Consider the following 24,066-nt stretch of genomic DNA (forward strand, 5'->3'; position numbering starts at 1 on the left):
ATGTTTGCACCTCGTATCGTGTATTCCGAAGCTATTTGACAGCGCCGGCCGTCATGCCGTTCACCAGATGCTTTTGCAGCAGCCAGAAGACGAGCACGATCGGAATCGTTGTCATGACCGAACCGGCCATCAGGTAATCCCAATTGACGACATATTGGCCCTGGAAGCTGGCGATGCCGACCGAGAGCGTCCACTTGCCGTAGTCGCTGAGGAACGTCTGCGCGAACATGAACTCGTTCCAACTGGTCAGGAACGAGAAGACGGCGGTCACGACCAGCCCGGGCAGCGTCAGCGGCAGGATCACGCGGACGAAGGTGGTCCAGCGGCCGGCCCCGTCTATGCTCGCCGCTTCGTCGATCGCGGTCGATATGCCGTCGAAGTACCCTTTAAGCATCCAGGTGCAGAAAGGAACGGCGACGGTGGCGTAAGCGATCACCAGTCCGAAGTGGGAGTTCAGTAATTGATACTCCTTCATAATCAGATACAACGGAATGATCAGCAGCGACCCGGGAAGCATCTGAGTCAGCAGAATCATATAGCCGACCGACATGCGCCCGCGGAAACGGAAACGCGACATCGCATAGCCGCCGAGCGCCGAGACGATGAGTGACAGCAGCGTCGTCAGAACGGAGACGATCGCCGTATTCTTGAACCAGACGATAAAGTTGGCGCTCGCATCCGCGTTCGGATTCAGCATGTTCTCGTAACCGGACAGATGAATCTGATTTGGCAGATAGGCCAGCGGCTTGCTGTAAATTTCCGCTTGCGGCTTCAAAGAGGTCAAGATCATCCATAGAAAAGGCGAGACGGCAAACAGCGAGATCAGGACGGCGGCGGCATAGACAAGCAGGCGGTTCCACCTCTTCATACCGATTCACCCGCCTTCGTCGCTTTCATATAGAGCACGGTGAACGCCACCGACAGGATCAACAGGAACATCCCCGCCGCAGAAGCTAGCCCGAAATCAAATGACTTGAAGCCGGCCCGGTAGATGAAGATCGTCAAAATTTCCGTTACGCGGCTCGGTCCTCCTCCGGTCAGCACGTAGACGATTCCGAAATCCTTGATCGTCCAGATGACCAGCAGCAGAAAGACGATGACGGACACCGGCTTCAGCTGAGGCATCGTCACGCTGAGGAACTGCCTCCAGGGAGACGCGCCGTCGATGCTGGCCGCCTCGTACAGATCCTTGGAAATGCTCTGCAAACCGGCCAGCAGCATGATCGCCGCGAACGGAAATCCTTTCCACACATTAACGAACATCGCAGCCCACAAGGCCGTGTCCGGATCGCCCAGGAAGGCGACCGGGTTGGACAAGATGCTCATGCGGAGCAGCAGATCGTTGATGACGCCGTATTGGTAGTCGAACATCAAAATAAATACCAGACAAGTGACGACCTCGGGAACGGCCCACGGGATAATGACGAGCGCCCTGACCAGCCCTCTCCCCTTAAACGGGGTGTTCAGCAGCACAGCCGTCCCGATTCCCAGAATAAAACGCAGCACAACGGTCACAAGGATGTAGACGAACGTGATGCCGAGCGACTGCAGAAAATAACCCGACTGAAATACGGCGGCATAGTTGTCGAAGCCGATGTACGGGTGACCTTCCTCAATCGGCTTCGCTACCTTCCAGTATTGAAAGCTCATCAGCGCAGCTTTCACAATGGGGTACAGCAAAATCAAGCCGACGACAAGCGCAAGGGGCGCGATAAATAGATACGCCGCCCGGTTCCGCTTCAGCCTGTGGAATTCCGAGCGCCAGAAGCTCTTCCTGCGGCTGGCCGGCCAAGCTTGCTTCAAGGAAGGTTGCTCCAGCTGCGCTTCGTTGTTGCTCATTCCCTTCCTCCTCCTTCCGTCCATCGGTCCGACGGCTCCGAGGGCCGCCGGACCGGACCGGTCTTAGTTCATCGCATTCTTCATTTCGGCTGCCGCCTTGTCCAAAATCGTCTGCGCGTCCTGCTTGGCGATAAACATATCCTGGGCCGCATTGACGACAGCCTGGCTGAGCGTGCCCAGCTCCGAAATCGGAGGATCCATCACCGGAGGCGCGTACAGCTTGTCCTGAATCTCGAAAAATTGAGCCGCCAGCGGGTTAGCCGCCGCATATTCTTCCGTTCCCGCATAAGATTTGCTGCTCGGAATCATGCCGGAGCCGGCGATGATCTCCTGCGCTTCCGGCGACGCCATCCACTTCAGGAACTCCCAGGCCTCTTCCTTATGCTTGCTGTCCTGAGAAATCATCGAAACGAGCGGATAGTTATGCGGGTTAGGCTTGTAGGTCTGTCCCTCGTACACCACATCCGGCTGAGCCATCAGGCCCAGATCGTCCATCAGCTGCTGATCGCGTTCCTGCGTCATGCCGATAAACCAGGGACCGTCCATAATCATAGCGGCTTGGCCGTTCCAGAACATCTCGCGGCTCACTTTCTTGTCTCGCGTGCCGGGCGGCGTCGCCTGCGGGTTGTCGATCAGATCCTGCCACCACTGGGCCGCCCAGACGTTGGCCGGAGAATTGAAGTTAATCCGGTCCGCCGTATACGGCCCGGCTTCTCCGTCGCCGAAGAAGACGCCTCCGGATACCGGACGGGCAACCAGCCGGTACCATTCCGAGGCGACGAACGGATGGGAGCCGACAACGCTGGAGAATCCGTATTGATCGACGGTGCCGTCTCCGTCGGTGTCGGCGCCCAGCTTAATCGCCGCCGCCTTGAAGTCGTCCAGCGTCTTAATGGAATTCGGATCGATCCCCGCGTTCTCGAACAACGATTTGCGATAGAAAATCCCCGTCGTCCCCCAGGCATAGTTAGACACCGCATAATAGGAGCCGTTCACCTTGCTGAGCTCCTGGCCGACCAAGTCCGTCTCCAGCTCCGTTCCTTTGATATATTCATCCAGATTCACGAAGGCCGAGCCGCCCTGCAGCGCATTGTAGGTCGCGATATTCTCCGGATACACCTGCACGATGTCCCCTTGCGTCCCTGCGATAATCTCGGTCGTCAGTTTGTCCCAGAAGTTCTCGTAGTCCGTTCCGTGAACGGTAATCTCGACATTGGGATTCATCTCGTTGTACTTCTGGATCAGAGCGTCGATCACTTTCTTATGAGGCGCTTCCGCATATACGGAAGTCTCGAACGACAGCTTCACCTTCTCGGCTCCGGAAGAACCGGCCGACGCGCCTGCGTTCGATTCCTTCGATCCGCCGGAGCATCCGGCGAGCGCCGATGCTCCGAGCAATCCGGTCGCAACCAGTGCGATAGAGCGTTTCCAACTTTTGGTTACCATGGATCTGACTCTCCTTTTTCATCGTCCATATGGGTATTTGTAGGCTGACCGGGAGCTCCGCCAAGTCATGCTCTTAATTAAACCGTCGCCCCCCGCCGCGGGACAACAAACACTTTTCAACCGCCCAAACCGAAAGGAGAATCGATGTCACCGTAAGCGTTTTTTCACCGTCAGAATTACTAACATAAGCCAAACTCGCCGGATGGTCCTGAGCCAACTTTTCTCTACGTCCCAAACTTTTTTCTACCGCCCGAATCGCCCGCCGCTATGCGCCTTTCCTCTGCCGGCCCAGAAGAAGAACCACCCGGACGCGCAGCCCCAGCCGCGCATTCGAGTGGTTTCCGGTTCATCCTTGCATTTGCGTGTCCTTCCGATAATCGCCCGGAGGCACCCCGACAACCTTCTTGAAGGTGCGGGCGAATGAAATCGGGCTGCTGTAGCCAAGTCGCTCGGCAATCTCCTGCACGGAGTCGTTCGTCTCGGTCAATTGCTTGCGAGCCTGCCGGATGCGCAGATCGATGAGGAAATCGACGAACTTCAGGCCGAATTCCTCCTTGAACAGCCGGCTTAAATACTTCCCGCTGATGCCGAACCTCTCGCTGAGAAGGTCCAGAGACAGCGAAGGATTCGCGTAATCGCTCTCAATGTAGGCCTTCACTTCCCTAATGAGCGCCCCCTGGCTCTTGGCGCCGCGCAGACGCTCCTTCGTCTCTTCGAACCGCTCCAGCACCTCGAAGACGGAACGGGAGATTTCGCCCAGAAGCTCCACCTCGTTCAGCGTGCGGTGGAGAGCGGGCATCCATTCCTCGAACCATAGCTTCCGATAGTCTTCTCCCATACCGTCGACCGCTTTGCCGAGCGTGAATGCCAGATAGTTCATCGCATGATCGATCTCTTCCCGCGACGAGCGTTCCTGCTCCATCTGGCGGAATAGGGCGCGCAGCCCGACCCGCCACTTGCCGTCCGACAGCTTCAGCTGATCGACGATCGATTCGATTCGCTTGTGGTGCCCGAATCCGCCTTCGTTGCCCGCGCTCGCAGGCCTGTAGACCAGCAGGCGATTGCCGCCCTCTATCGCTTTGTACTGCAGCGATTCAAGCGCTTCCTGATAGGCGTCGTGAATGTTCTCCGGATGCTCGACCGGATCGCCGAGCCCAATCGTGAGATCGAACGGGATGTCCGTCCGAATGCGCTCGTGCCAGTCTTGGATGACGGCCAGCATGTCCTCGTCCGCCGAATCGTCGCTCCCCATCAAAATGACCGCCAACTGATGAAAGCGGGTCCATAGCTGCCATACATGATATTGCCCGTAAGCCTCCGTCCGCCGCGTCACGATCGACTCGACGGCTCGCTTCCACTCGTCCTGCTCGCCCGACGTGAACGTCCGGCGCCAGGTCACGCTGCCGTCGATCTCCAGCACCGCAATCCGCACCTTGCCGAATGCCTTCGGCCAGCCGCAGTTGCCGGCTTCCCGCTCCCACTGCTCCATCCGGACTTGCCTTCTCCCCTCCAGCAGCTCGTACATGAAGAAGTTCCGCTTCACTTTCAAATCCTCATGCAGCTGCAGCTGGAAACGGGTGTTCTGATCGATCATATTCTCCACGGCTCTGTTGATAAGCCGGAACTCGCCGTCGAAGCTGCGCTTGCCTTCCGGCTTCTCGTCCTCCGAATAGCTTCTCAGCTGCGCGACCAGATTGCGGATTGGCCGATAATTCTGGCGGGTCATCCATACGATCCAGCACAGCGCGCCGCCGCATACGACCAATCCCATCACGAACCAGACGTTGAAGGTGGAGAGCAGCCAGCTGATCATGCGGGCATTCGTCAGCTCGCTGACCAGGCGCCAGCCGGTATAGTCCGACACCGCCTCCGAAGCCATCGTCTCGCTCTTCGTCGGCGCAGGCAACGCGCGCCCCGCCAAAGCAAAGATGTCGCTCCCCTGCCCGTCGTACAGACGAAGGCGGGTAACGCTCGGGTCGTACATCTCCCTTACGAGCGCCTGAAGCGCGGCCGCATTCACATTCACCACGATCAGCCCGTATTTTCCCGAGAAGATCGATACGCTGCGGGTCAGCGTAACGACAGGGGTCCCTTTCTCCGAAGCCAGCTCCTTGTACAGCCGTACGTCGGACCATCTGCTGTTCGGCGAGCGAAGCGCCGATTCGATGAACGGAGCGTCCGGATAGCTGTCCGAGGAATACGTCGTGCTCATGCTTAGAATGGTGCGATCGGCCCGAACCATATAGACCGAATGGATCAACGGATTGGCAATCTTCCATTCGGACAGCTCGTTCATGACGCCGACCTGCAGCGTCAGATCGTCGACGGAAGCCTCCGTAAAATACGACAGGACGGTCCGGTTGCGCAGCATCTCCAGCGTAATCTTCTGATCGATGGCCGCCAGCGAGGAGTCGATGATCATCTGCGCCTGCTTGGCGACAAACTCGTTGGACTTGCGCGCCGCCGCGGCATTGGAATCGCTTAACATTTTGAAGAAGATAAAAAATAAAAAGCCCGACAAAATAAAAAAGGCCGGCACGTAGGACAGCAGCATCCGCGTAAACCAAGTCCGATTCAACGCCATCTCCCCCTGAGATCTCACCCTGATGTGTTCGTTCTTTCCGATAAAAGTTTGCTATGCTCCATATTGACATAAGGTGAGCTAAGTTGACAACAGGGAAATCGGACGGATGGCTGGACGGAAACTTCCGAGAATCCGGCGCGGTGGGGGGGAGGGGGGAAATAACGACAGGGGACGGCGAAGGGAGACGGCCCATCCCGAAGGCCCGCCTGCTCTCGCCAAGCCAAAGCGCCTTCGGCGTCCTCTAGACGCAGAATCGCGTTTTTGTCGGAGGGGATTCAGATAAGGATAGCGTATTTTACACTTGCTGAATCACCAAGCAAAAACGCCCCGCCAAAGGCTAAACGGGGCGCTGCCTCATACGACGGGCCAGTCGGACTTTCTCAGCGTGCGGTAGCCGCGGATCAGATCGTCGGACGGCCGGATGCCAAGCTCCCGGTCGAGAAGCCGGACGTAGTCGGCAACTAATTCGTCCAGTCTGTCATGGTCCCCGGTATTCGCGAACAGCTCCATCAGCAGACGAATCACCGATTCGTCCAGCGGATTGCGCCGGTTCAGCTTCTGAAGAAGCTGCGAGGCGGCGGACGTATCCCCCATGGAGATCAGAGCCTGGGCCAGCCGTTTGGCGAACGCTTCATACATCCCGGCGTAGCGCTCCGTCTCATGAATCGACCATACGTACGCCTTGTCCCCGAACAGATCGCCGGTATAGGCTCGCTCCGCTTTCAGCGCGAGATCGAGATTTCCCGCCTCAATCTCCTGCAGCCGATGGACCTGCCTTTCGAATTCAATGTAATCGATCGAGACGTCCTTGAATTCGAGCGCGTATCCGTCGTTCTCGGATCGAACCACGTCGTGGATGCCGATCAGCTCCAACGATTTGCGCAATTGGTACACGGTCGTATTCAGGTATTTTTTCGCGTCGTTCTGCTCCATCCCCCCGAAAATATCGACGATCAGTCTGGTGCGGGGAATCCGCTTGCCGTGATGGAGCAGCATGTATGCGAACAACTCCGCGCATTTCCGCGAGATCCACTTGACTCGCCTCGCTCCATAGCTCACGACAACGTCTCCGAGCGCGGTGACGACAGCCTTGACGGAGCCGCCGATCGCCGACGGAAAGGCCTTGGCGGGGGGGGAAGGCCCCTTCGCTGGCGAGCGCGCGCCGGACCGTGCGCTGCAGACGCTCCTGGGACACGGGCTTGACCAGGTAGTCCAGCACGGACAGATCGTACGCATCCAGCGCGTACTCCTTATGAGAAGTGACGAATACGATCTGAACCGGGGAGCGCGAGGCTTGCATTCTGGCCGCGAACGCCAAGCCGTTGTCGCCGGCCATCGCTATGTCGACGAAAGCCAGGCCGATGTCCGGATTCTCGTTCAGGAAGGCCGCCGCGGACTTCGTATCGGTGAAGCTGCCCGCCACTTGAACTTCAGGCAGCTTGGCCAGCATTTTGCGCAAAATGAGATTCATTGTCGGTTCATCGTCCACCAATATCGCTTTCATCCTTTAATCCTCCATTTCGCCGTCGACGATCGTCTCTCCCCCTCGGACGAAAACCGGCAGCGTAAAATAAAAGGTCGTCCCCTCTCCCTGCCTGCTTTCAAACCAGAGGCTGCCGCCGTGAATCCGAACGAACTCGCGCGCGAGCACAAGTCCGAATCTCGTATTCACCGCGTCTTCGCCTTCGGAAGGCGGCTTGAAGAACGGTTCCTCCAAGCGAAGCAGCTCCGAGGTGTGCTCGTCGATTCCCACTCCGTTGTCCCGAACGGAGACGACGACCATGCGGCCTTCCGGAGCCGCAGCGATCTCGATCCAGCCGTCTACTCTCGAATACTTGATCGCGTTCGAGAGCAGATTGCGCAAAATGAGATCCAGCATCTCTTTATCGGCGCTCACCACAATGCGGTCGTCGACCCGTTCGGCGATCCGAATCCTCTTGATGCCGGCCTTGGTCCCGGCAAGCGACATCGCTTGCCGAACGACCTGCCCCAGGTTCCAGCCCAACGGACGGAATAGGACGGTTCCCTTCTGACTGCGGTACCAATCCAGCAAATTATCGACAAGATGAAACGTGTGGTTCACATGTCCTTTCAATCGGCGAAAAAGCTCGGCATGCTCCATGCCGACAGCGGCCAGATCCTCTTCCAACAGCTCGGTCAGGCTGACCAGGAGAGCGATCGGATCGCGAACGTCGTGCGCCACGATTGTGAACAGCTTGTCCTTGAACGCATTCAGCTCGGACAGCTGGCGGGCGTTCTCGCGGAGTTGGTGCTCCTTCTCCTTCATCTCCGTAATATCGTTGAACATCAGTATTTTGCCGACGGGCATTTTGCCGGAATCATAAAGATCGGTTACGCTGCAGCTGTAGTAGATCATCCGATTCTCCTCCCGTCTCTGGAAGGAAAACCGGTCGTTCCCCGCGCTTGCGGCGCGAATGCCGTCCAGCAATTCCGGATAAGCGGACAGCGCCTGGCCGACACCGGCCGAATGGCGACGCGTCGACTCAAGCTCGGGAAGCACCGTCCGGGCGGCCCGGTTGTAGCTGACGATCCGATCCTCGTAATCGAGCAGGACAACCCCGTCCCGAATCGTATCGAACACTTGGGCATGGGCAAGCGGGGTTAGCCGAAGCAGGTTGTACCGATAAATCCCCCAGGCGTAGAACAGTCCCGACACGGCGAACCCGAACGGCGTCAAGTCGACCTGGCTCCCGAACCAGAGGGGCAGATTCAGGACCATCGGCACCGCCGCCCCCAGCATGAGGACCAGAATCTGCTTGCGCACGATCGAAGACGACCGCCAATAGGTCGGAATAAACATCAGCATCCCGCACAGCATAATGCCGTAATTGTAGAGGTGATGAACCCTGTACCCGATTCCCTTGACCGTGGTGTACAGAGGAACCGACGTTTCCGTGTTCAGGACGTATTCCTCGTAAATAAGGTGATGCCGGTCGTTCGTCAGAAAAAGCAGGAAGATGGATACGGGAATGACGAACAATGCCGCTGTCAGCCTCTTCCTGTGTCGCGAGGCAATCCCCGTGAAATGAACCACCAGCATAAACCAAAGCGTAGAGACGAACGGGATTCCTAAATATTCGATATGAAGCGACAGCTTGAACTCGGCCAGGTTCCGGCTGAGCACCTCCCACCCGTAACCGAAGGCGTAAAAGGCTGCTGCCAGCATCGTGAAAATCATCGTTCTCGCAACGGGCAGATGGCGTTTCCGGTAAGAAAGCCATAAAATAAACAGCATCATGGCCGTTGCCATAAAGAGCAGAATCGACATCCACTGTCTAATATCCATGTTTGCGGCTCCTTACGACGAATGACGGCTGGACCGATACGGCGCGGCGCGGCCCGGCCCGCAAGCTCTTTCACCCTATCATAACATTTGGAGGGAAAGAGCAGAACCGTTATTCCTTCCTGGCGAGCGCATCCGACCTCGGCCGCAACGGCAAAACCCGCGAGCCTTTGGCCCGCGGGGCGGCGATGACGGCAAGCGACTCTTCGCCCTGGCCGTCTAGCATCTGACGTACTTCCGTTTAAACCCGAGCTGATTTCTGTCCAATGCCTTCTGAATGGAATCGGAGGCGTTCAGGAGCTTGCTCTTGGCCGCCTCCCGCTTCACTTCTACCGGCCCTACCCTCTGGGCGGTCTCGACCGCTTCCCCGTGAAGAGGAAGGTAGGAGATGGCCGCCGTGTAGATAAACTGGTTCATCGCGTACTTCGCGCGCTCGGGAGCGGCATGAATCGTCGTTTCCGCCAGCTTGAGCAGTTCGGCGATTGTGTTCTCGGAGAATTCGGCGTCGGGCCGATTGCCGAGAAGCCAGCAGTAGCAGCTCCAGCCTGCCGATCTTCGCAGCTCCTCTTCGCTGGCGATCCACTTGTCGGCAACCTTCTGGGCGATATCGGTCTCGGATAAAGTGACGGCGACGACATAATCGGACAGCATGTAAAAATAAGCCGTATCCATCCAGCGCTCGAAGTCCGCCTCGGTCATCGCGCCGGGATCTGCAATGACGCCGGCGAAGTACATCGCGTCGTAGTTCCCTGTCGCATAAAGCTGTTCGGCCAGGGGCTGATTTTTTTTGAGGATTCGGGCAAGCGGCTTCATGCTGCCCGTCGGGACGCCGAACAGCGGCTCTCTAGCGCCGTTGGAAATATAGATTTTTTTGGTTCGTTCCTTGCCGAGAGCTTCAAGCTCCTGCATTACCGCGTCCACGTTCATCGTCATTCCCGTTCCTTTCGCTCCGCCCCGGGCTCCAGGCTCCAGGCGAGATCCGTTTTGTCCTGTGCCTATTATACCTGAACCCGATCCGTTCTTTCATCTTCGGAACTCGACGGGCCAGCGAGTCAGGTGCCCCGAATCTCCTCGAAGTAGTAGCCGTATTCCCCCAGTTCGTCCTTCGTCATCGTACGGTTCGTCTTGTCCAGCTCGTATTGATACGCTTGAAAAACGTGCCTCATCCCGATCGCCTCGCCGTTTCCGCTCGCCAGAAAAGCCGCAGTAAGGGCAACGTTCTTGATGCTTCCCCCCGATAGCAGCAGCTTGCGGCCCAGAAAACCGCAGTTGAAATCGGGGGCGAGCGGCGTCTGCGGAGGAAAGATGTTTCTCCAGATCGACTCCCGCTGGCTCTCGTCCGGAAACGGGAACCGGATGACGTAGTTGATGCGGCGCATAAAGGCTTCGTCCATGTTCTGCAAATAGTTGGTCGCCAGAATGGAAATGCCCCGGTACTCCTCCATCTTCTGCAGAAGAAAAGCGACTTCCGTATTGGCGTTCTTGTCGTGGGAATCCTTGACCTCGGAGCGCTTGCCGAACAGCGCATCGGCTTCGTCGAAAAACAAAATCGCATAGCTGGACTGCGCTTCATCGAATATTTCCCGCAAGTTTTTCTCGGTTTCTCCAATATATTTGCTGATGATCTGGGACAGGTCGATTTTGTAGATTTCCATCTCCAGCTCGCGAGCCACCACCTCGGCGGCCATCGTCTTGCCTGTGCCCGGCGGTCCCGAGAACAGCAGACTGATGCCGGTACCGTAAGAAAGCTTGCGCTGGAATCCCCATTGGCCGTAGACGGTATGCTTGTGCCGGATATGGTCGCTGGCGTGCCGCAGCTTGCGGATCTGGGCTTCGGGAAGCACGAGGTCCGGCCATCGGCGCTTCGGCGACAGCCGCTTCGACTTCGCTCCCAGGTTATGGCTCAACTGCTTGTAGCACGCTTGAATCAGGTCGCTCCATCCGATGGGCTCGCGGCCTTCCCCTTCCGATCGCCACTGGGCCGATGCCCGCGCCGCCGCCAGCGCCTTGGCCATCTGCCCGGGCTGGAAGACGAAGCGCGACGAGAGCGCCTCCCAGTCGATCCCGTCGTCTACCTCGTAAGCGCGCGACAGAGTCCGCCACGCCTCGATCCGCTCCTCCTCCCGGAGTCCGGGTACTTCCAGCTCCAGTTGAATAACGCCGCGCCGGTCGATCGGGAGGCAGGGCGCCTCCGAGATCAGGAAGACGATGCCCGGCAGACGGGTCAGCCGCTCCAGCAGACTCGTCTTGCGGCGTCTGTCCGCTTCTCCGTCCGTCTTCGACAGAAACCCGCAAAACACGGGAATCGCTTGCTGAAGGGCCGCCTCGCGAAATACGATATCCAGCGCGTCCGGCCCGTTGTCGTCCTCTTCGGGCAGCTTGTCCATGTCCACATACAGCAGCGCTTCATTGAAGTGCGCGCCCAGATGGGCGACCTGCGTTCTTCTCCCCGTCCCCACTTCGCCCCATAGTGAAACGACCAGCGCAGCCTCCTCGCCTTCAAGCTCCCCGGCGCGGCGGTCCAGCCAGCTTCGCAGCTTGGCCTGAAGCTCGAAGCGGCCGAGCAGCGGCTCTGGCTCCGCGGCAGGGTCTACGAGCTGCATATAGCGCTTCATCGCCTCCGGCATGACGGCGGAGTCGAGCGTAAACCGAACGATTCGCTCGTCCAGTCGGCAGAGCCGGCTAAGGGTTGTATCTCCCTTGCGCATGCCGACCGCGTCGCGCAGAAAATAGCGGTTCAGCGGCCCGTCGTCCCGCAGCATCCGCACGGCCAGCCGGCGCTCGTCCTCGTCGTCCGCGGCCAGCGATGCCGCCAAGTCGCGGCTCGGATACGCCGCGCTTCGTTCGCCCTGAAGCAGCGCAAACAGCGATTCGTACTTTCGGTCGACCTCCACGGCCAAACAGACGATCAGAACTCTCTGCTCCAGCGCAGACAACCCGAACAGTCGGCCTACATACGGAATCGGCAGAAACGCGTTCTCCTGTTCGCCGAGCAGCGTGCCCTGCTCGGCCCGGCTGCGGGCGCGCGCCCGTCGAAGCGAAAGCTCCTGCCCGGCTTCATCCTCCGGGCCTCCTCCTGCCGCTTCCTCGGCTTTGCTTCTCTCTATCCGATGCAGCAATAGGGCGATGCCGGCGTCCAACCATTCCAGCCACCCTTCGACATAAGCCAGCCTGTCCAAATAGGCCGCCTCCATCCTGACGGCCTCTTCCGCCCGCAAATCCGCTTGCTTCATCGGTTACCCTCCCGCTGCCGATAGAGCCTGCGCCGAACGAACGCTACGATCTGCCGAAAAACCGCTTGACGCGGGACATGAGCCCGCCTTCCTCCGTTTTCGGCTTGGCTGCCTCCGCCCGCTCCTTCAGCACTTCCTTGGCTCTCTTCTTGTAGTATTTGTAATGCTCCGTCTCTCCGCGCGTATGGGCGAGCAGCTCTCTGAGCTCGTCCTCGCTGTCGACGACCGGCGCGCTTCCCCCCGCCTTGCCTCTGCCGGCCGCCTGAAGCGCGCGCCGCTTGTCCTCCAGCTCGAGAAATTTGTCGATTCCGCCGGCTGCAAACTCCTTCTTCTTCATCATTTTCCGCGCTTGTTCGCGGGCCCGCGCTTCAACCATCTGACTCCGTTCGCCGGAGACTACCTGGTCGCCGACGAAATCCGTCGCAGCCCCTACCGCGCTCTTCACGATGGAGCCTCCGGGCACCAGATCGCCCACCAAGCCCGTCACCATGCCGATTCCCGCCTTCACCCGACCGGCTTTGATCGTGGCGCCGACCGCATGGGCTTGCGAGGCCGCGCTCGTCTTAAGAGCCTCGTTGGTTGTCGTCGACGATATGCCCCGGAGCAGATCCCGCTCCTTCACGTCGTATTTCTCGGCCATCTTCTGCTTTAAGAGTCCGCCGACCAAGGGAATCATCCCGACGGCGGTTCGCCCCGGGTTTTGGACGACGTCTTTTACCGCATTTTTGGCTTTCTGCCGCACGTCGAACGTTCCCGGCTGCATCTGCCTGAGAACCTGATGCGTCCGGACGTCCTCTTCGAGATGGACGTCCCGCTTGCGATTGCCGCTCCGCTCGCGGCTTTGGGTCAGATCCCATTTGCCGTACCGAGCGTTCTCGATACGCTGGGAAAAGTCGTTCCATTTCGGATGGTTGGCCGCATCGGTCATTCTTTGGACGCGTTCATGAAAGGCGGGATCGATCTCGCCCGTTCCCTGAGACTGGCTATCGATCGCTTCCTTCGCCGGCTGCGCTTCCGGAGCGGACTGCTCATCCTCCGAAGCTGCCGCCGGGGCCTCCGCAGCCGATACGGCCGCTGCCTGCTCCGGCGCTTCCTCGGACGCCTCTTCCGCTCGTGGAGTCTCCTCGGAGGTTGGCGCTTCCTCGGACGCCTTTTCCGCTCGTGGAGCCTCCTCGGAGGTTGGCGCTTCCGTGCCTGCGCCTCCGCCTGCTCCCATCCCGGGAAAGACGCGCACCGCTCCCTGAGCCTTCAGTCTTGCGATCAGCGCCGCCTTGTCCGGCGCCTGACTCTCTTCCCCCGCCTGCTCCTGCAAATCTTCATCGACTGGGGTTAAGGATCGGCTTCGGGCGGAGCTATCTTCTCCTTTTCGAGCTTCGAACGTCTTCGGCATGGATTCGCTTCCTCTCGGCATGTCATCATTTGGACAGATTATACCAAGCGCGAATAAAAGAATAATGAAAAAACGACGCGGATTGACAACCCGGGAAGAAATGTAGAAGATCGGGGGGATGGAACGATACGACATTGCCCTGAAGCGGCGATTGGAGGGAGTCCGCGGGACGGACGCAGACGAGGCGCAGGCCGCGCCCCGTCGTGCCAGCGCAGCTTGAGCGAAGGCTCCATATCCGATAGGATGCTTACGGCGATTCGAAGCTGTGTCGAACAGAAGGCGTCGAACCGGCCGGATATGTTCAGCCTCTCTCTCAAGCATAAGTGGCTTACCCCGTCCTTGGGATCGGCGGAATCCCGTTGATGTCGGAGGGAATTCAGATCAGGATAGCGAATCGTATACGGTCTGAATCACGAACAAGTCCAGATCCGGCGGCTCCGACAGGAGGACCCGACGATTAAACTTTGAATTTGCTTATCCCTTCGTTCAAGGTTCTGGAGAGCTCATCCAAGCGTTCGATGTGGCCGGTCATCTGAGCTACGGTAGCGGATTGCTGATCGGCCGATGCGGTAACCTGCTGAAGGGAAGCGGAAGCTTGCTCCACCACGCTGGAGATTTCCTCGATCGAGGACAGAACGCCGTTGGAATGCTGCTCGACGACCCGGATAATTTGATGCAGCTCCTTGACGGACTGATTGGTTTTCGACGTCTCCTCCACGATTTTCTCCACGGATTGGGTGCCGTTGCGGATGAGATCGGTCTGCTTGACGACCATCCCGAGGTTGCTTTCCATAGACTGAATCGTCGCCTTGGTCTCGGTCTGAATGCTTCCGATCCGTTCCGCTACCTGCGCCGAAGCCTCGCTCGTTTGCTCGGAGAGCTTCCGGACCTCGGCGGCGACCACGGCGAACCCCTGTCCGGCCTCTCCGGCTCTTGCCGCCTCTATCGCTGCATTTAAGGCCAGCAAATTCGTCTGATTCGCGATCTCGGTAATCACTTCGATGATGCTGCCAATTTCCTCGGAATGTTTCCCCAGCTTATGAATGACCTGCATCGACTTCTGGACCGACTCGTTTAATTCGGTTAATTGCGCCATCGCTTCCGTCATGACCCGATTGGAGTGAATCGCAGATTCCGTCGCTTCTTCGGAGAACTGCGAGGTGCCTTGAATCTGATGGCTGGCTTCCTCGGTTAATTGCTTCGTCTCCTGCATCATCGCCACAATCTCGTTGGTTCGTTCGCTTTGGTGACCGACGCCCGCAGACAGCTCGCCCATCGCGGCGGCAATCTGTTTGGACGCTTCTCCGGTCTCTTCGGCTTGCGACTTCAGGGTGGACGAGGAAGCCGAAATCTCGCCGACAATCGAATTCGAAGAGGAGGTGAGTGCGTTCAGTTCGTCCAAAAACTTATTAAAATAATCCGCCAGCAGCTTCGTCTCGTCATTGGTTTTCAGCTCGACTCGCTTGGTCAGATTGATTTGCCCCTGATCCAGAACGCTCTCGATCCCTTTAATGAACTGTTGTATCGGTTTTTTGACAAACCACCGAATAGCCAGGTTGACGAAGTAGACGATGATGACCAGGTTAACGATCAGCGTAAAATATGTACTTAGAAACTCGTTAAGCGTATCCCCTATGGACTCCATAAATTCCAGACTGAATATGAATTGCTTAAGCAGAGCGATCGGCGTTCCCAGAATCAAGCTCAGCACCGATGCCGCGACAATCATTAACGCGATTTTCTTGCCGATCGTCCATTTCATGCTTCTCTGAATCAGGTGGTTGTTGAACGTGGATTTGATTGTCTGTTTCATTTTGGTTTGCCTCCGAGTCTAGGATGTGGGCAGGGCGCACTACAGAAAAACGATACAGCTTTCAGTTGTATTCGGAATTGACACAAAATTACGACTTCGATCGACTTAATTCGACACTAAATTACACATTCCTTTATATTTCTTTCATTTTTTGTCGAATTTTCTTGGTTTTCATTCCATTTGACAGCCCGTGTCAGTCGTGTGTAGAAGATGTCACTCCTATCTATCGGCTGCCTATGTCCAATTATGAAGTACAAAATTGAACGAGATATACCGCGCATACTCTCGATACCGTACGGATTCGCAGCGAGAGCTGCCGTCCCAGCCCTTCCTTGGCTAAAAAGCTGAACCGGCGCATCCCTTCTCTATCGGCTCTTCTATCTCTGCAGCGGAATGGAAGGCCCCTCTCCGTTTGACATATCTTGCACGACCTCCGGGAACCCGTATTGCGTCGCGGAAATCGGCCTCGCGAGGTGAACCCCCAGGCAAGCCGGCCTAATGTCGACTCCCTCTTTACACCTCTTCACACCTTTTTTTAACATTTTTCTGGTCTGATTATTGGTATCCGTTGTCTATCCTAGACTCATCCGCATTGGAAGGGAGATCGGCAATGACGAAAACGATTCTGAAAGCTGCGAATCTCTCCAAAAAACGGAAAAAACATGCGCTCCATCACGTCTCCAATCGAGATCAACGCGGAATAATCTGCGGCTTGATCGGGGGAGAATGGCGCGGGAAAGTCCACATTCATGCGCGCTGTCATGGGGTTAATTACACTGGAGGGCGACATGGGATGGTTTGGCGGGGCAGGCGCGAAGGGCGAGCGCGGAGAAGAACGGGACTATCGATTGGAAACGCCAACGCTCCATCCGGATTTAACGTCTCGGGAGAATCTGCATGATTTGAAGCGAGAGCTGAGGAAATGAAAGCAAGAGATCGGGAAAATCCGGCGAACGCCGGCTACGGCAGGAAGCTTTCGTCTAGGCGTTATAAACGGCATCAAACCGGACAGTAAAGTCGCCATAGACAAGGTATTTGCGCGTTTCTATATGGAGGTCGCCAGCAGGACGAATACGGAAGCCAGTTGGAAAGCCAGCTGGTTAGGTCTGCATCTGTCGAAGAAACTAGTGGAAAAAATGAATGGAAAATGGACGCCAGTATAGACCAGATAGGGTTTATTCTTAGCATCCATTTTCCTATCCATATGAAATCGCCATAGCGGGCGGGCATCGGGCTGCGTGGAATTTCGGGATGCCCCGTCAGACTTTCAGCGAGCCCCGGAATCCCCTTGCGCCATAGTAGGATTCCGCTCCGTTGTGGTACACGAATACCGTGTCGTAGCGCCGATCGCAGAAGAGAGCACCCCCGAGCTTTCGAATCCGTTCGGGGGTTTGGACCCAGCTCGATGTTTTCAGATCAAAGCTGCCGAGTGTCTGGAGTTCCCGGTATTGTTCCTCCGTCAGGAGCTCGACGCCCATCTCTGCTGCCATACCGAGGGCGCTATGGTTCGGTTTATGTTCTTTCCTCGACTCCAGCGCTTCGCGGTCGTAGCAGACGCTTCTGCGCCCTTTCGGACTTTCAGCCGAACAGTCATAGAAGATGTAGTCGCCCGTGCTGGCGTCATGGCCGACCACATCCGGTTCTCCGCCGGTCGTTTCCATTTCATGGAGCGACCACAGCTTCTCGGGAGAAGCTTCAAGCCTCGCTTGTACGTCGGTCCACTCCAGACTGGGGTGCCGATTCATATGTTTCTCGAAACGGGCCTTCAATAGGGGGATCAAGCTGTCCCGCTGTTCGGGCGACAGTTCCTTTTTGACGCGGTCCGGGCTCGTTGTCATGTTGAATTTCTCCCTTCGTAGCTGCCGGCGCCTGAGTGAACGTTATACGGTACAGGCGGCCGGCGCGAAAAGCGATATGCGATGCGTTTTGCGGCGTGCGGCGGTGCAGTGGCGATGCGGTTCGACATGTGCGATGGTGCTGTGCCGATGCGGTTCGCGATGGCGATTGGTGTTGTGGCGATAAGCCGTGCGTTTTGACAATGCGTTCTAACCACTCGTTCCCCGAGAGGGTCGCGCGAATACTATAGATACCATAATGGTCTATTGTACCTGAATCTGTAGCGGCAAGAAAGCTGTTTATCCTGCCACTTGGGCAAGCCTGCTTCGACCGAACGCCCGTCCCTCATCAACATTGTGCCATCGTTTTGTTGAGACCTCTCCCGCCCCTTATCACATTGTGCCATCGTCTTGTTGAAGCGGCTACAATGTGGTATATTAGGTGCAAATTTACGGTGTGAAGCACATACCGCTTTGGATACGGCGCCTTTAGGGGCATGGTCGTATCGGAGCGGTATTTTATTTTTCATGCGTGGTGGGAGGAAGATGAAGAGATGAGCTTGCTGTTTGAAGAAGTTTATGAGCGTTGGTTGAGCAAACAAATAGCCGAGGAGAAGAATCTCAGACGAAGAGAGCTTCTGAAGAAAGGTTTGAGCCACGGAACGGTTACGTTTCTGCGCACGATATGGTTTCCTGTCATCGGAAGCTTAGACCATCTGTATGCCGAATATGAAGTCCGCGATTTGAACAACAAATATCGTTATCTGGATCTGGCTTATATGCCGGGGGGCGTGAAGGGCTGTGTGGAGATTCAGGATTACCGCTCTCACGCTAGAGATATCGAGACCGACCGGTTCAAGGACTTATGTATGAAGCAGGCGCTGCTCGTTCTGGACAATTGGTTTTTTCTTCCGATCGCCTACTTGTCTATCCGCGACGACCCGGGAGTTTGCAAGCAGCTTGTCCTTTCCTTTGTCGGGAAGTTCCTGTCGATGGATACGACGTCCGGACTGACTTGGGCGGAAGCAGAAACTTTACGATTTGTCCGCCGCTTGATGCGCCCTTTTGAGCCGCGAGAGCTTTCCGCTCATCTGCTTCTTTCGGAGAACCGCACCAGAATGATTCTTCGTTCTCTTGTGGCCAAGAAGCTTCTAATCGTGGCAAGCGGCAACCAACGGTACCGTACCTATCTGCTTAACAGCGAACTCTGATGATGGGAATCTGTTGATCTGTAGCACGCCTGCTGCGAAGTTGGCCGTTTCTCTATTGCTCCGTTGGCCTGCTGCTCTGTTGCTCCGCTGCTTCGTTTGCTCTGGTGCTTCGTTGGCCTGCTGCTCTGTTGCTCCGCTGCTTCGTTTGCTCTGGTGCTTCGTTTGCCTGCTGCTCTGTTGCTTCGCTGCTCCGTTGCACCGCTGCTCCGTTGGCTAACGGTTGTAGCAGCTGTTATATTCGCCGAAACAGGGCCCCTGAAAATCTAACGGTTGTAATTGCCGCTAAATCGGCCGCTATCAGCTTAAAGCAATAGAAATCAGTGAAATAACGCCGTTCGCAACCGTTAGAGTGTGACAGAGACTAAAATCAGCGAAATAGCGGCTGTGGCAACCGTTAGTAACGACGCCAACTGAGCGAGACACGGAAAATAAGCATTGAGCGGGAACGCCGGCGGGGATTCCACTCGCCGCACGAAGCAGCAGTCTCTACCGATCTGTTCGAATCGAGGTAACGGAGCAGCGAGCGGGAGCTGCGGCGCGGATTCCGGGACAACAAGCTGGAACGCCGGAGCGGATTCCGGAGCAGCGAGCGGGAACGCCGTTTTTGGGTCAAGACTAGCCCCCTCCCCCGTACGAAGGCTCGAACGGCCTTTATCCTGGGACGGGAGTTGGTGACGAGCGGTTGATGGGGGCGGACGGCATGACGGGGTCGATCGACATGTGGTCGCGTACTCTCGCGGGGGTAACGGCATGGTTACGCTGCATGACGGGGGCGGTCGACCACATGCGGTCGCGTACCCTCGCGGGGGTCACGGCATGGTTACGCTGCATGACGGGGGCGGACGGCATGACGGGGACGATCGACATGCGGTCGCGTACTCTCGCGGGCGTCACGGCATGGTTACGCTGCATGACGGGGTCGATCGACATGCGGTCGCGTACCCTCGCGGGCGTCACGGCATGGTTACGCTGCATGACGGCGGTCGGTCGACCACATGCGGTCGCGTACTCTAGTGGGCGTCACGGCATGGTTACAGCTTCTTTGACATGGTGGCGGCCTTTGGGGATAACGTAAGGAGAGCCCGAGACGGGATCCTCGATCACCGTGCAGTCCAGTCCGAACACGTCCTTGATCAACTCGCTGGTAACCACGGTTGACGGAGCGCCTTCGGCGACAAGCTTGCCGTCCTGCAGGGCAAAGATATGATCGGCGTACCGCGCGGACAGGTTGATGTCGTGCAGCACCATGACGATGGTCGTTCCGTGCTTGCGGTTAATGTCGGTAAGCAGGTCCAAAATCTCGACCTGGTACGTAATGTCCAGGAAGGTCGTCGGCTCGTCGAGAAACAGAATATCGGTCTGCTGAGCCAGCGCCATAGCGATCCAGACCCGCTGCCGCTGGCCGCCCGACAGCTCGTCGATGTGATGGTTGGCAAACTCGGTAATGTTCATAATCTCCATTGCTTCGGCGACGGCTGCGTAATCCTTCTTCGACCAGCCGCCCAACAGAGATTGGTGAGGGAACCGGCCTCGTCCGACCAGATCCGCCACAGAGATGCCCTCCGGCACGATGGGGGACTGCGGCAGCAGTCCGACGACACGAGCCAGCTGCTTGGGCGGGAACTTGCCGATCGGCTTGCCGTCAAGGGTGATCGACCCGGATTCGGGTTTGATGAGCCGCGCCATCGCTTTCAGGAGGGTGGACTTCCCGCACCCGTTCGACCCGATCATGACGCTTATTTTGTTGCTGGGCACGACCAGGCTCACATCGTGGATGACCGTTTTATTCTCATAGCCGGCAACGAGATTGTCGACCTGAAAGGTATGCGTCGGTTTCATCACAATTCTCCCTTTCGATTCATTCGGATGAGCAAATAGATCAGATACGGCGCGCCGAGGATTCCCGTAATGATGCCCACCGGGAATCTGTACTCGAAGGCGAATTGCCCTACGAGGTCTGACGCCAGAACCAGATTCACACCGACAAGCCCCGCCGGAAGGACGCCGGAGAAGCCCACGCCGACCAATCTCTTGGCGATTGGCCCCGAAAGAAAGGAAACAAAGGCGATCGGCCCCGTCGTGGCGGTCGCAATCGCGATCATGCACACGGAGGCGACGATTAGGCCGATTCTGGTTTTGTCCGTGCTGACGCCAAGCGAAGTCGCCGACTGCTCGCCAAGCTCCAATAGGCCCAGATGCCTTCCGAGCGCCATAATGATCGGAGCGCAGATGACGACAGCGGCCACGAGAGGCGTCAACTGGCTCATCTGGGACCCGTTCAGGCTGCCCGCGAGCCATCTTAGCGCTGCAGGTACGTTTTGCTCCGCGCTGACCAGCAGCAGATAGGAGATCAGAGCGTCCAGCATCGCTTGGATGCCAATCCCGATCAGAATAAGCCGTCCGATAGAGAAGACCTTTCCCCTCGACAAAACATAAATAAACAGCACCGTCGCCAGCCCGGCTGCGACCGAGGCCGCGGAGATGACTGCTCCGTTTGCATTAAGGACGGTAATACAGAAAACGGCGGCCGCACTGGAGCCGGACGTAATGCCGATCACGTTGGGATTCGCCAACGGATTGCGCAGCATCGTTTGAAAGGTATAGCCTGCAACGCCGAAGGCAAAGCCGGCGAACAGCCCCGCCAACATGCGCGGAAGGCGAATCGTGTTCACCGCGAACGACACGCCTTTGGCGGATTCCCCCATTAGCGCGCGAATGACTTCCTTGACCGGATAGATCGTATTCCCTAATAAAAGCATGGCGCAGCAGAGCATGCAGGCCAGCAGGAACAGAAGGCTGGTGACGATAATAAAACGGCGGCGCCTCCGGCGCCTGCCCGCCATAATGTAGGCAATAGATGGACTTGTCATAATGACCGCACTTTCGATCTCATCGCTAGAATGATCAGAATAGGAGCGCCGATAAACGCCGTTACGACACCGACCTCAAGCTCGCCGGGACTTCCCAGAAGCCTCCCGACGACATCCGACAGAGTCAAAATAATCGCGCCCGCGACGGCCGACATCGGGATCACGAAGCGCAAATCCGGCCCAAGGAGCAAGCGAATGGCATGCGTGGACAAAAGACCGATAAACCCGATCGGTCCCGCCAGCGCGGTGGTCGCCCCGCATAACAAGACGCCTCCCATCGCCGCGATCAGCCGAAGCGTACCTGTCCGCACGCCTAGTCCCGTCGCTACGTCATCGCCAAGCGCCAAGGCGTTCAGCGCCGGCGCCGTAATGAATCCGATGAGCAGGCCTACGATCAGAAACGGGATAAAGGTGCCGATGCTGTCCCAGGTGCCCGCTCCCACGCTCCCGACCTGCCAGAATCGGAACTGATCCATGACATAGGAACGCGGAATGAGAATCGCGGATACAAGCGAGGCAAGAGCGGCGCTTACGGCGGCTCCGGCCAGAACAAGCTTAATGGGCGTGGCACCACCACGCCCCATCGAGCCGATTCCGAACACGAAGACCGCTGTAATCGCAGCCCCTGATAAAGCTAGCCATATGTATTGATCCGCAGTCGTGATGCCCAAGAAAGCCATACCGGTCACGACGAATAAGGCCGCTCCCGTATTCACGCCCAGAATGCTGGGATCGGCAAGCGGGTTGCGAGTGACCGATTGCATAAGCGCTCCGGAAACTCCAAGCGCGGCGCCGCCCAACAAGCTGAAGACGGTTCGGGATATTCTTTTCCTCACGATGTTCGCTCCGTAGGAATCGACGTCCGGGTGGAACAAACCGTCGACCAGCTCGTGAATGCGGATCGCCCGAGAGCCGAAGATCAGGGAAGCGAGCACGCTGGCCCCGAGGAGAATGAGGCATAGGGTCAGAACGAGGGGAAATCTCCTCGGGATATGCGCGCTTGGTTGAGCTGCGTTCGAGATGGAGTTCAAATTCATTGTACTTTGTCAGCGGCGGCTCCGATCAGACTCAGATATTCGTCGATCGTGTAAGCGATCGAGAGCGGATTCGGCGTACCCGCTGCCACCAGAGGCGTGTCGCTGTCAATAAACGCGACCGATCCTCTCTCGATCGCAGGAATTTTGCCCAACAGGGAATCCGCCTTAACGGCTTGATACAGATCGTCATTGCCATATCCGATTAGAATGTCCGCGTCATACAGGGCTTCGGCATTCTCCGCGCTCAAGGACAAGGAGTAGCTATTCGGGTCCGTAATCAGGCTCGTGACGCTGTCCGGATAGACGAAGCCCATCTCATGCAGGAAGGAGACGCGCGAATCGATTGGCGTATAAATATGAAGCTTGGATAAATCCTGCGCGTTGAAGTTGACCCAAACGACCTTCTTATCTTTCAATTGAGGGTATTGGCTCAGTTTATCGTTCACCAAAGCCTCCGTATCCTTAATGAGCTGCTCGCCTTCGGCGGCCATGCCCATGCCGATTGCATTGAGCGTAACCTGCTCGCGCCACGTGGTCGACCAAGGAGCCGTCGGATACGCCACGACGGGAGCGATCTCCCTCAGCAGATCGTAATCCTCTTGCGTGATGCCGGAGTAGGCCGCCAGAATGACGTCCGGATTGGCGTCGGAGATCGCCTCGAAGTCAAGACCGTCCGTATCCTGGAAGACGTTAGGATCGGCGACGTTCAACTCATCGAGCTTTTCCTTGGTCCAAGGCAGCAGTCCGCTGCCGTCCTGAACGCCGAAGTTCGCCGCGGAGAAGCCGACGGGAACTACGCCAAGCGCAAGAGCGACATCGTGGTTGGCCCATTGAATGGTCACGACACGCTCGGGTTTGCTTTCAATTACCGCTTCGCCTAGCGCATGCTTGACGACGATCGGATATTCCACGGCAGCCTCCGATGCTTCCGGAGTTTCCGCTGCAGGCGTCTCCGCAGATGCCGCCGCGTTCTCGGACGGAGAGGGTGACGACTCTTCATTGGAAGAGTTGGCCGAGCATGCAGCCAGCAAAACCATAATCAAGAGCGAGACCCCTAATGTCGATAACAAGTTCTTTTTCTTTGCCTTCATGACGCATTCTCATCCTTCACTCATGTATAATTGTTCATGCTGAACATTTGGCGATAATCATTGAAAATGATTCTCAATATCACGTTGTAAACTATACCTTGTCTTCGTCGATCTGTCAATCAAAATGGGGAAATTTCCGACGCATATCCTCCAACAAATGAACCCCACGATGCACGACTTCAGACGGAAGAAATTCGGCATTCCTCCGGATTACGGCTCCTCCTTTGACAGCTAGAGCCTTCATCTCCCATTCATTCTGGTAAAAGCTCTCCCCTCCATGATGAAAACCGGATAATCAGTTCTCTCATCGAACGGATTCAATACGCATGCATCCCTTCAACCTATGTTCAAGGGCAGATGACCGCTATATTGTGATATATGGATGGTGTAGTATGAATTTTCATTGGATCACG

17 protein-coding genes and 1 pseudogene are annotated in these 24,066 nt (G+C 57.0%); 2 read left to right on the plus strand and 16 right to left on the minus strand.

The window, feature by feature from the left end:
* Window positions 1-31 precede the first annotated feature (31 nt).
* The 12 genes and pseudogenes from ACFO3S_RS10780 to ACFO3S_RS10835 form a co-directional block, all read right to left on the minus strand.
* Window positions 32-868, minus strand: a complete 837-nt coding sequence (locus ACFO3S_RS10780) for a carbohydrate ABC transporter permease (RefSeq protein WP_378095257.1) — start codon at window positions 866-868, stop codon at window positions 32-34.
* Window positions 865-1,839 (minus strand): carbohydrate ABC transporter permease, encoded by a 975-nt coding sequence (locus tag ACFO3S_RS10785; RefSeq protein WP_378095259.1) that lies wholly within the window; start codon window positions 1,837-1,839, stop codon window positions 865-867. The genes ACFO3S_RS10780 and ACFO3S_RS10785 overlap by 4 nt, the downstream gene beginning before the upstream one ends.
* 63 nt (window positions 1,840-1,902) lie before the next feature.
* The gene (locus ACFO3S_RS10790) at window positions 1,903-3,285 is read right to left on the minus strand and encodes an ABC transporter substrate-binding protein (RefSeq protein ID WP_378095261.1); all 1,383 of its coding nucleotides are present in this window, start codon (window positions 3,283-3,285) and stop codon (window positions 1,903-1,905) included.
* A gap of 346 nt (window positions 3,286-3,631) precedes the next feature.
* Window positions 3,632-5,863: a helix-turn-helix domain-containing protein gene (locus ACFO3S_RS10795; RefSeq protein WP_378095263.1), complete on the minus strand. Its 2,232-nt coding sequence runs from the start codon at window positions 5,861-5,863 to the stop codon at window positions 3,632-3,634.
* Window positions 5,864-6,223: 360 nt separating this feature from the next.
* Window positions 6,224-6,928 carry an AfsR/SARP family transcriptional regulator gene (locus ACFO3S_RS10800; protein WP_378095265.1) on the minus strand — a complete coding sequence of 235 codons (705 nt, stop codon included), beginning with the start codon at window positions 6,926-6,928 and terminating at the stop codon, window positions 6,224-6,226.
* 118 nt (window positions 6,929-7,046) lie between these two features.
* Window positions 7,047-7,373: pseudogene (locus ACFO3S_RS10805) on the minus strand (LytR/AlgR family response regulator transcription factor); the annotation flags it as partial.
* A 3-nt stretch (window positions 7,374-7,376) separates the two neighbouring features.
* Entirely contained in the window at window positions 7,377-9,176 is a 1,800-nt protein-coding gene (locus tag ACFO3S_RS10810) for a sensor histidine kinase (RefSeq protein WP_378095267.1), read from the minus strand.
* Between the two features lie 216 nt (window positions 9,177-9,392).
* Window positions 9,393-10,100, minus strand: a complete 708-nt coding sequence (locus ACFO3S_RS10815; protein WP_378095429.1) for a DNA alkylation repair protein — start codon at window positions 10,098-10,100, stop codon at window positions 9,393-9,395.
* Window positions 10,101-10,225: 125 nt separating this feature from the next.
* The gene (locus ACFO3S_RS10820; RefSeq protein WP_378095269.1) at window positions 10,226-12,406 is read right to left on the minus strand and encodes an ATP-binding protein; all 2,181 of its coding nucleotides are present in this window, start codon (window positions 12,404-12,406) and stop codon (window positions 10,226-10,228) included.
* A gap of 43 nt (window positions 12,407-12,449) precedes the next feature.
* Window positions 12,450-13,796, minus strand: a complete 1,347-nt coding sequence (locus tag ACFO3S_RS10825; RefSeq protein ID WP_378095271.1) for a hypothetical protein — start codon at window positions 13,794-13,796, stop codon at window positions 12,450-12,452.
* A gap of 457 nt (window positions 13,797-14,253) precedes the next feature.
* On the minus strand, window positions 14,254-15,609 hold the full coding sequence (locus ACFO3S_RS10830) for a methyl-accepting chemotaxis protein (protein ID WP_378095272.1): 1,356 nt from the start codon (window positions 15,607-15,609) through the stop codon (window positions 14,254-14,256).
* Window positions 15,610-16,868: 1,259 nt separating this feature from the next.
* Window positions 16,869-17,447: a DUF4256 domain-containing protein gene (locus ACFO3S_RS10835; protein ID WP_378095274.1), complete on the minus strand. Its 579-nt coding sequence runs from the start codon at window positions 17,445-17,447 to the stop codon at window positions 16,869-16,871.
* Window positions 17,448-17,998: 551 nt separating this feature from the next.
* Between ACFO3S_RS10835 and ACFO3S_RS10840 the strand changes: the two genes are divergently transcribed.
* Both ACFO3S_RS10840 and ACFO3S_RS10845 read left to right on the plus strand, forming a co-directional pair.
* Window positions 17,999-18,655: a transcriptional regulator gene (locus ACFO3S_RS10840; protein WP_378095276.1), complete on the plus strand. Its 657-nt coding sequence runs from the start codon at window positions 17,999-18,001 to the stop codon at window positions 18,653-18,655.
* Between the two features lie 750 nt (window positions 18,656-19,405).
* The gene (locus ACFO3S_RS10845; protein WP_378095278.1) at window positions 19,406-19,669 is read left to right on the plus strand and encodes a hypothetical protein; all 264 of its coding nucleotides are present in this window, start codon (window positions 19,406-19,408) and stop codon (window positions 19,667-19,669) included.
* A gap of 6 nt (window positions 19,670-19,675) precedes the next feature.
* Here ACFO3S_RS10845 and ACFO3S_RS10850 read toward each other — a convergent pair whose 3' ends face one another.
* The 4 genes from ACFO3S_RS10850 to ACFO3S_RS10865 are packed head-to-tail and all read right to left on the minus strand — an operon-like array spanning window position 19,676 to window position 23,653.
* Window positions 19,676-20,494: an ABC transporter ATP-binding protein gene (locus ACFO3S_RS10850; protein ID WP_378095280.1), complete on the minus strand. Its 819-nt coding sequence runs from the start codon at window positions 20,492-20,494 to the stop codon at window positions 19,676-19,678.
* Window positions 20,494-21,525 (minus strand): FecCD family ABC transporter permease, encoded by a 1,032-nt coding sequence (locus ACFO3S_RS10855; protein ID WP_378095282.1) that lies wholly within the window; start codon window positions 21,523-21,525, stop codon window positions 20,494-20,496. The genes ACFO3S_RS10850 and ACFO3S_RS10855 overlap by 1 nt, the downstream gene beginning before the upstream one ends.
* On the minus strand, window positions 21,522-22,562 hold the full coding sequence (locus ACFO3S_RS10860; RefSeq protein ID WP_378095284.1) for a FecCD family ABC transporter permease: 1,041 nt from the start codon (window positions 22,560-22,562) through the stop codon (window positions 21,522-21,524). The genes ACFO3S_RS10855 and ACFO3S_RS10860 overlap by 4 nt, the downstream gene beginning before the upstream one ends.
* Entirely contained in the window at window positions 22,559-23,653 is a 1,095-nt protein-coding gene (locus tag ACFO3S_RS10865) for an iron-siderophore ABC transporter substrate-binding protein (RefSeq protein WP_378095286.1), read from the minus strand. The genes ACFO3S_RS10860 and ACFO3S_RS10865 overlap by 4 nt, the downstream gene beginning before the upstream one ends.
* Between the last annotated feature and the right edge of the window lie 413 nt (window positions 23,654-24,066).

The sequence above is a fragment of the Cohnella hongkongensis genome, from assembly GCF_042654645.1.
In the GTDB taxonomy this organism is placed as follows: domain Bacteria; phylum Bacillota; class Bacilli; order Paenibacillales; family Paenibacillaceae; genus Cohnella; species Cohnella hongkongensis.

Bases quoted from the DNA above. Each gene is read 5' to 3' on its own strand.
- ACFO3S_RS10780 (WP_378095257.1), bottom strand. From the start codon at position 868: ATGAAGAGGTGGAACCGCCTGCTTGTCTATGCCGCCGCCGTCCTGATC.
- ACFO3S_RS10785 (WP_378095259.1), bottom strand. From the start codon at position 1,839: ATGAGCAACAACGAAGCGCAGCTGGAGCAACCTTCCTTGAAGCAAGCT.
- ACFO3S_RS10790 (WP_378095261.1), bottom strand. From the start codon at position 3,285: ATGGTAACCAAAAGTTGGAAACGCTCTATCGCACTGGTTGCGACCGGA.
- ACFO3S_RS10810 (WP_378095267.1), bottom strand. From the start codon at position 9,176: ATGGATATTAGACAGTGGATGTCGATTCTGCTCTTTATGGCAACGGCC.
- ACFO3S_RS10815 (WP_378095429.1), bottom strand. From the start codon at position 10,100: ATGAACGTGGACGCGGTAATGCAGGAGCTTGAAGCTCTCGGCAAGGAA.
- ACFO3S_RS10820 (WP_378095269.1), bottom strand. From the start codon at position 12,406: ATGAAGCAAGCGGATTTGCGGGCGGAAGAGGCCGTCAGGATGGAGGCG.
- ACFO3S_RS10825 (WP_378095271.1), bottom strand. From the start codon at position 13,796: ATGCCGAAGACGTTCGAAGCTCGAAAAGGAGAAGATAGCTCCGCCCGA.
- ACFO3S_RS10830 (WP_378095272.1), bottom strand. From the start codon at position 15,609: ATGAAACAGACAATCAAATCCACGTTCAACAACCACCTGATTCAGAGA.
- ACFO3S_RS10835 (WP_378095274.1), bottom strand. From the start codon at position 17,447: ATGACAACGAGCCCGGACCGCGTCAAAAAGGAACTGTCGCCCGAACAG.
- ACFO3S_RS10840 (WP_378095276.1), top strand. From the start codon at position 17,999: ATGAGCTTGCTGTTTGAAGAAGTTTATGAGCGTTGGTTGAGCAAACAA.
- ACFO3S_RS10845 (WP_378095278.1), top strand. From the start codon at position 19,406: ATGGTTACGCTGCATGACGGGGGCGGTCGACCACATGCGGTCGCGTAC.
- ACFO3S_RS10850 (WP_378095280.1), bottom strand. From the start codon at position 20,494: ATGAAACCGACGCATACCTTTCAGGTCGACAATCTCGTTGCCGGCTAT.
- ACFO3S_RS10855 (WP_378095282.1), bottom strand. From the start codon at position 21,525: ATGACAAGTCCATCTATTGCCTACATTATGGCGGGCAGGCGCCGGAGG.
- ACFO3S_RS10860 (WP_378095284.1), bottom strand. From the start codon at position 22,562: ATGAATTTGAACTCCATCTCGAACGCAGCTCAACCAAGCGCGCATATC.
- ACFO3S_RS10865 (WP_378095286.1), bottom strand. From the start codon at position 23,653: ATGAAGGCAAAGAAAAAGAACTTGTTATCGACATTAGGGGTCTCGCTC.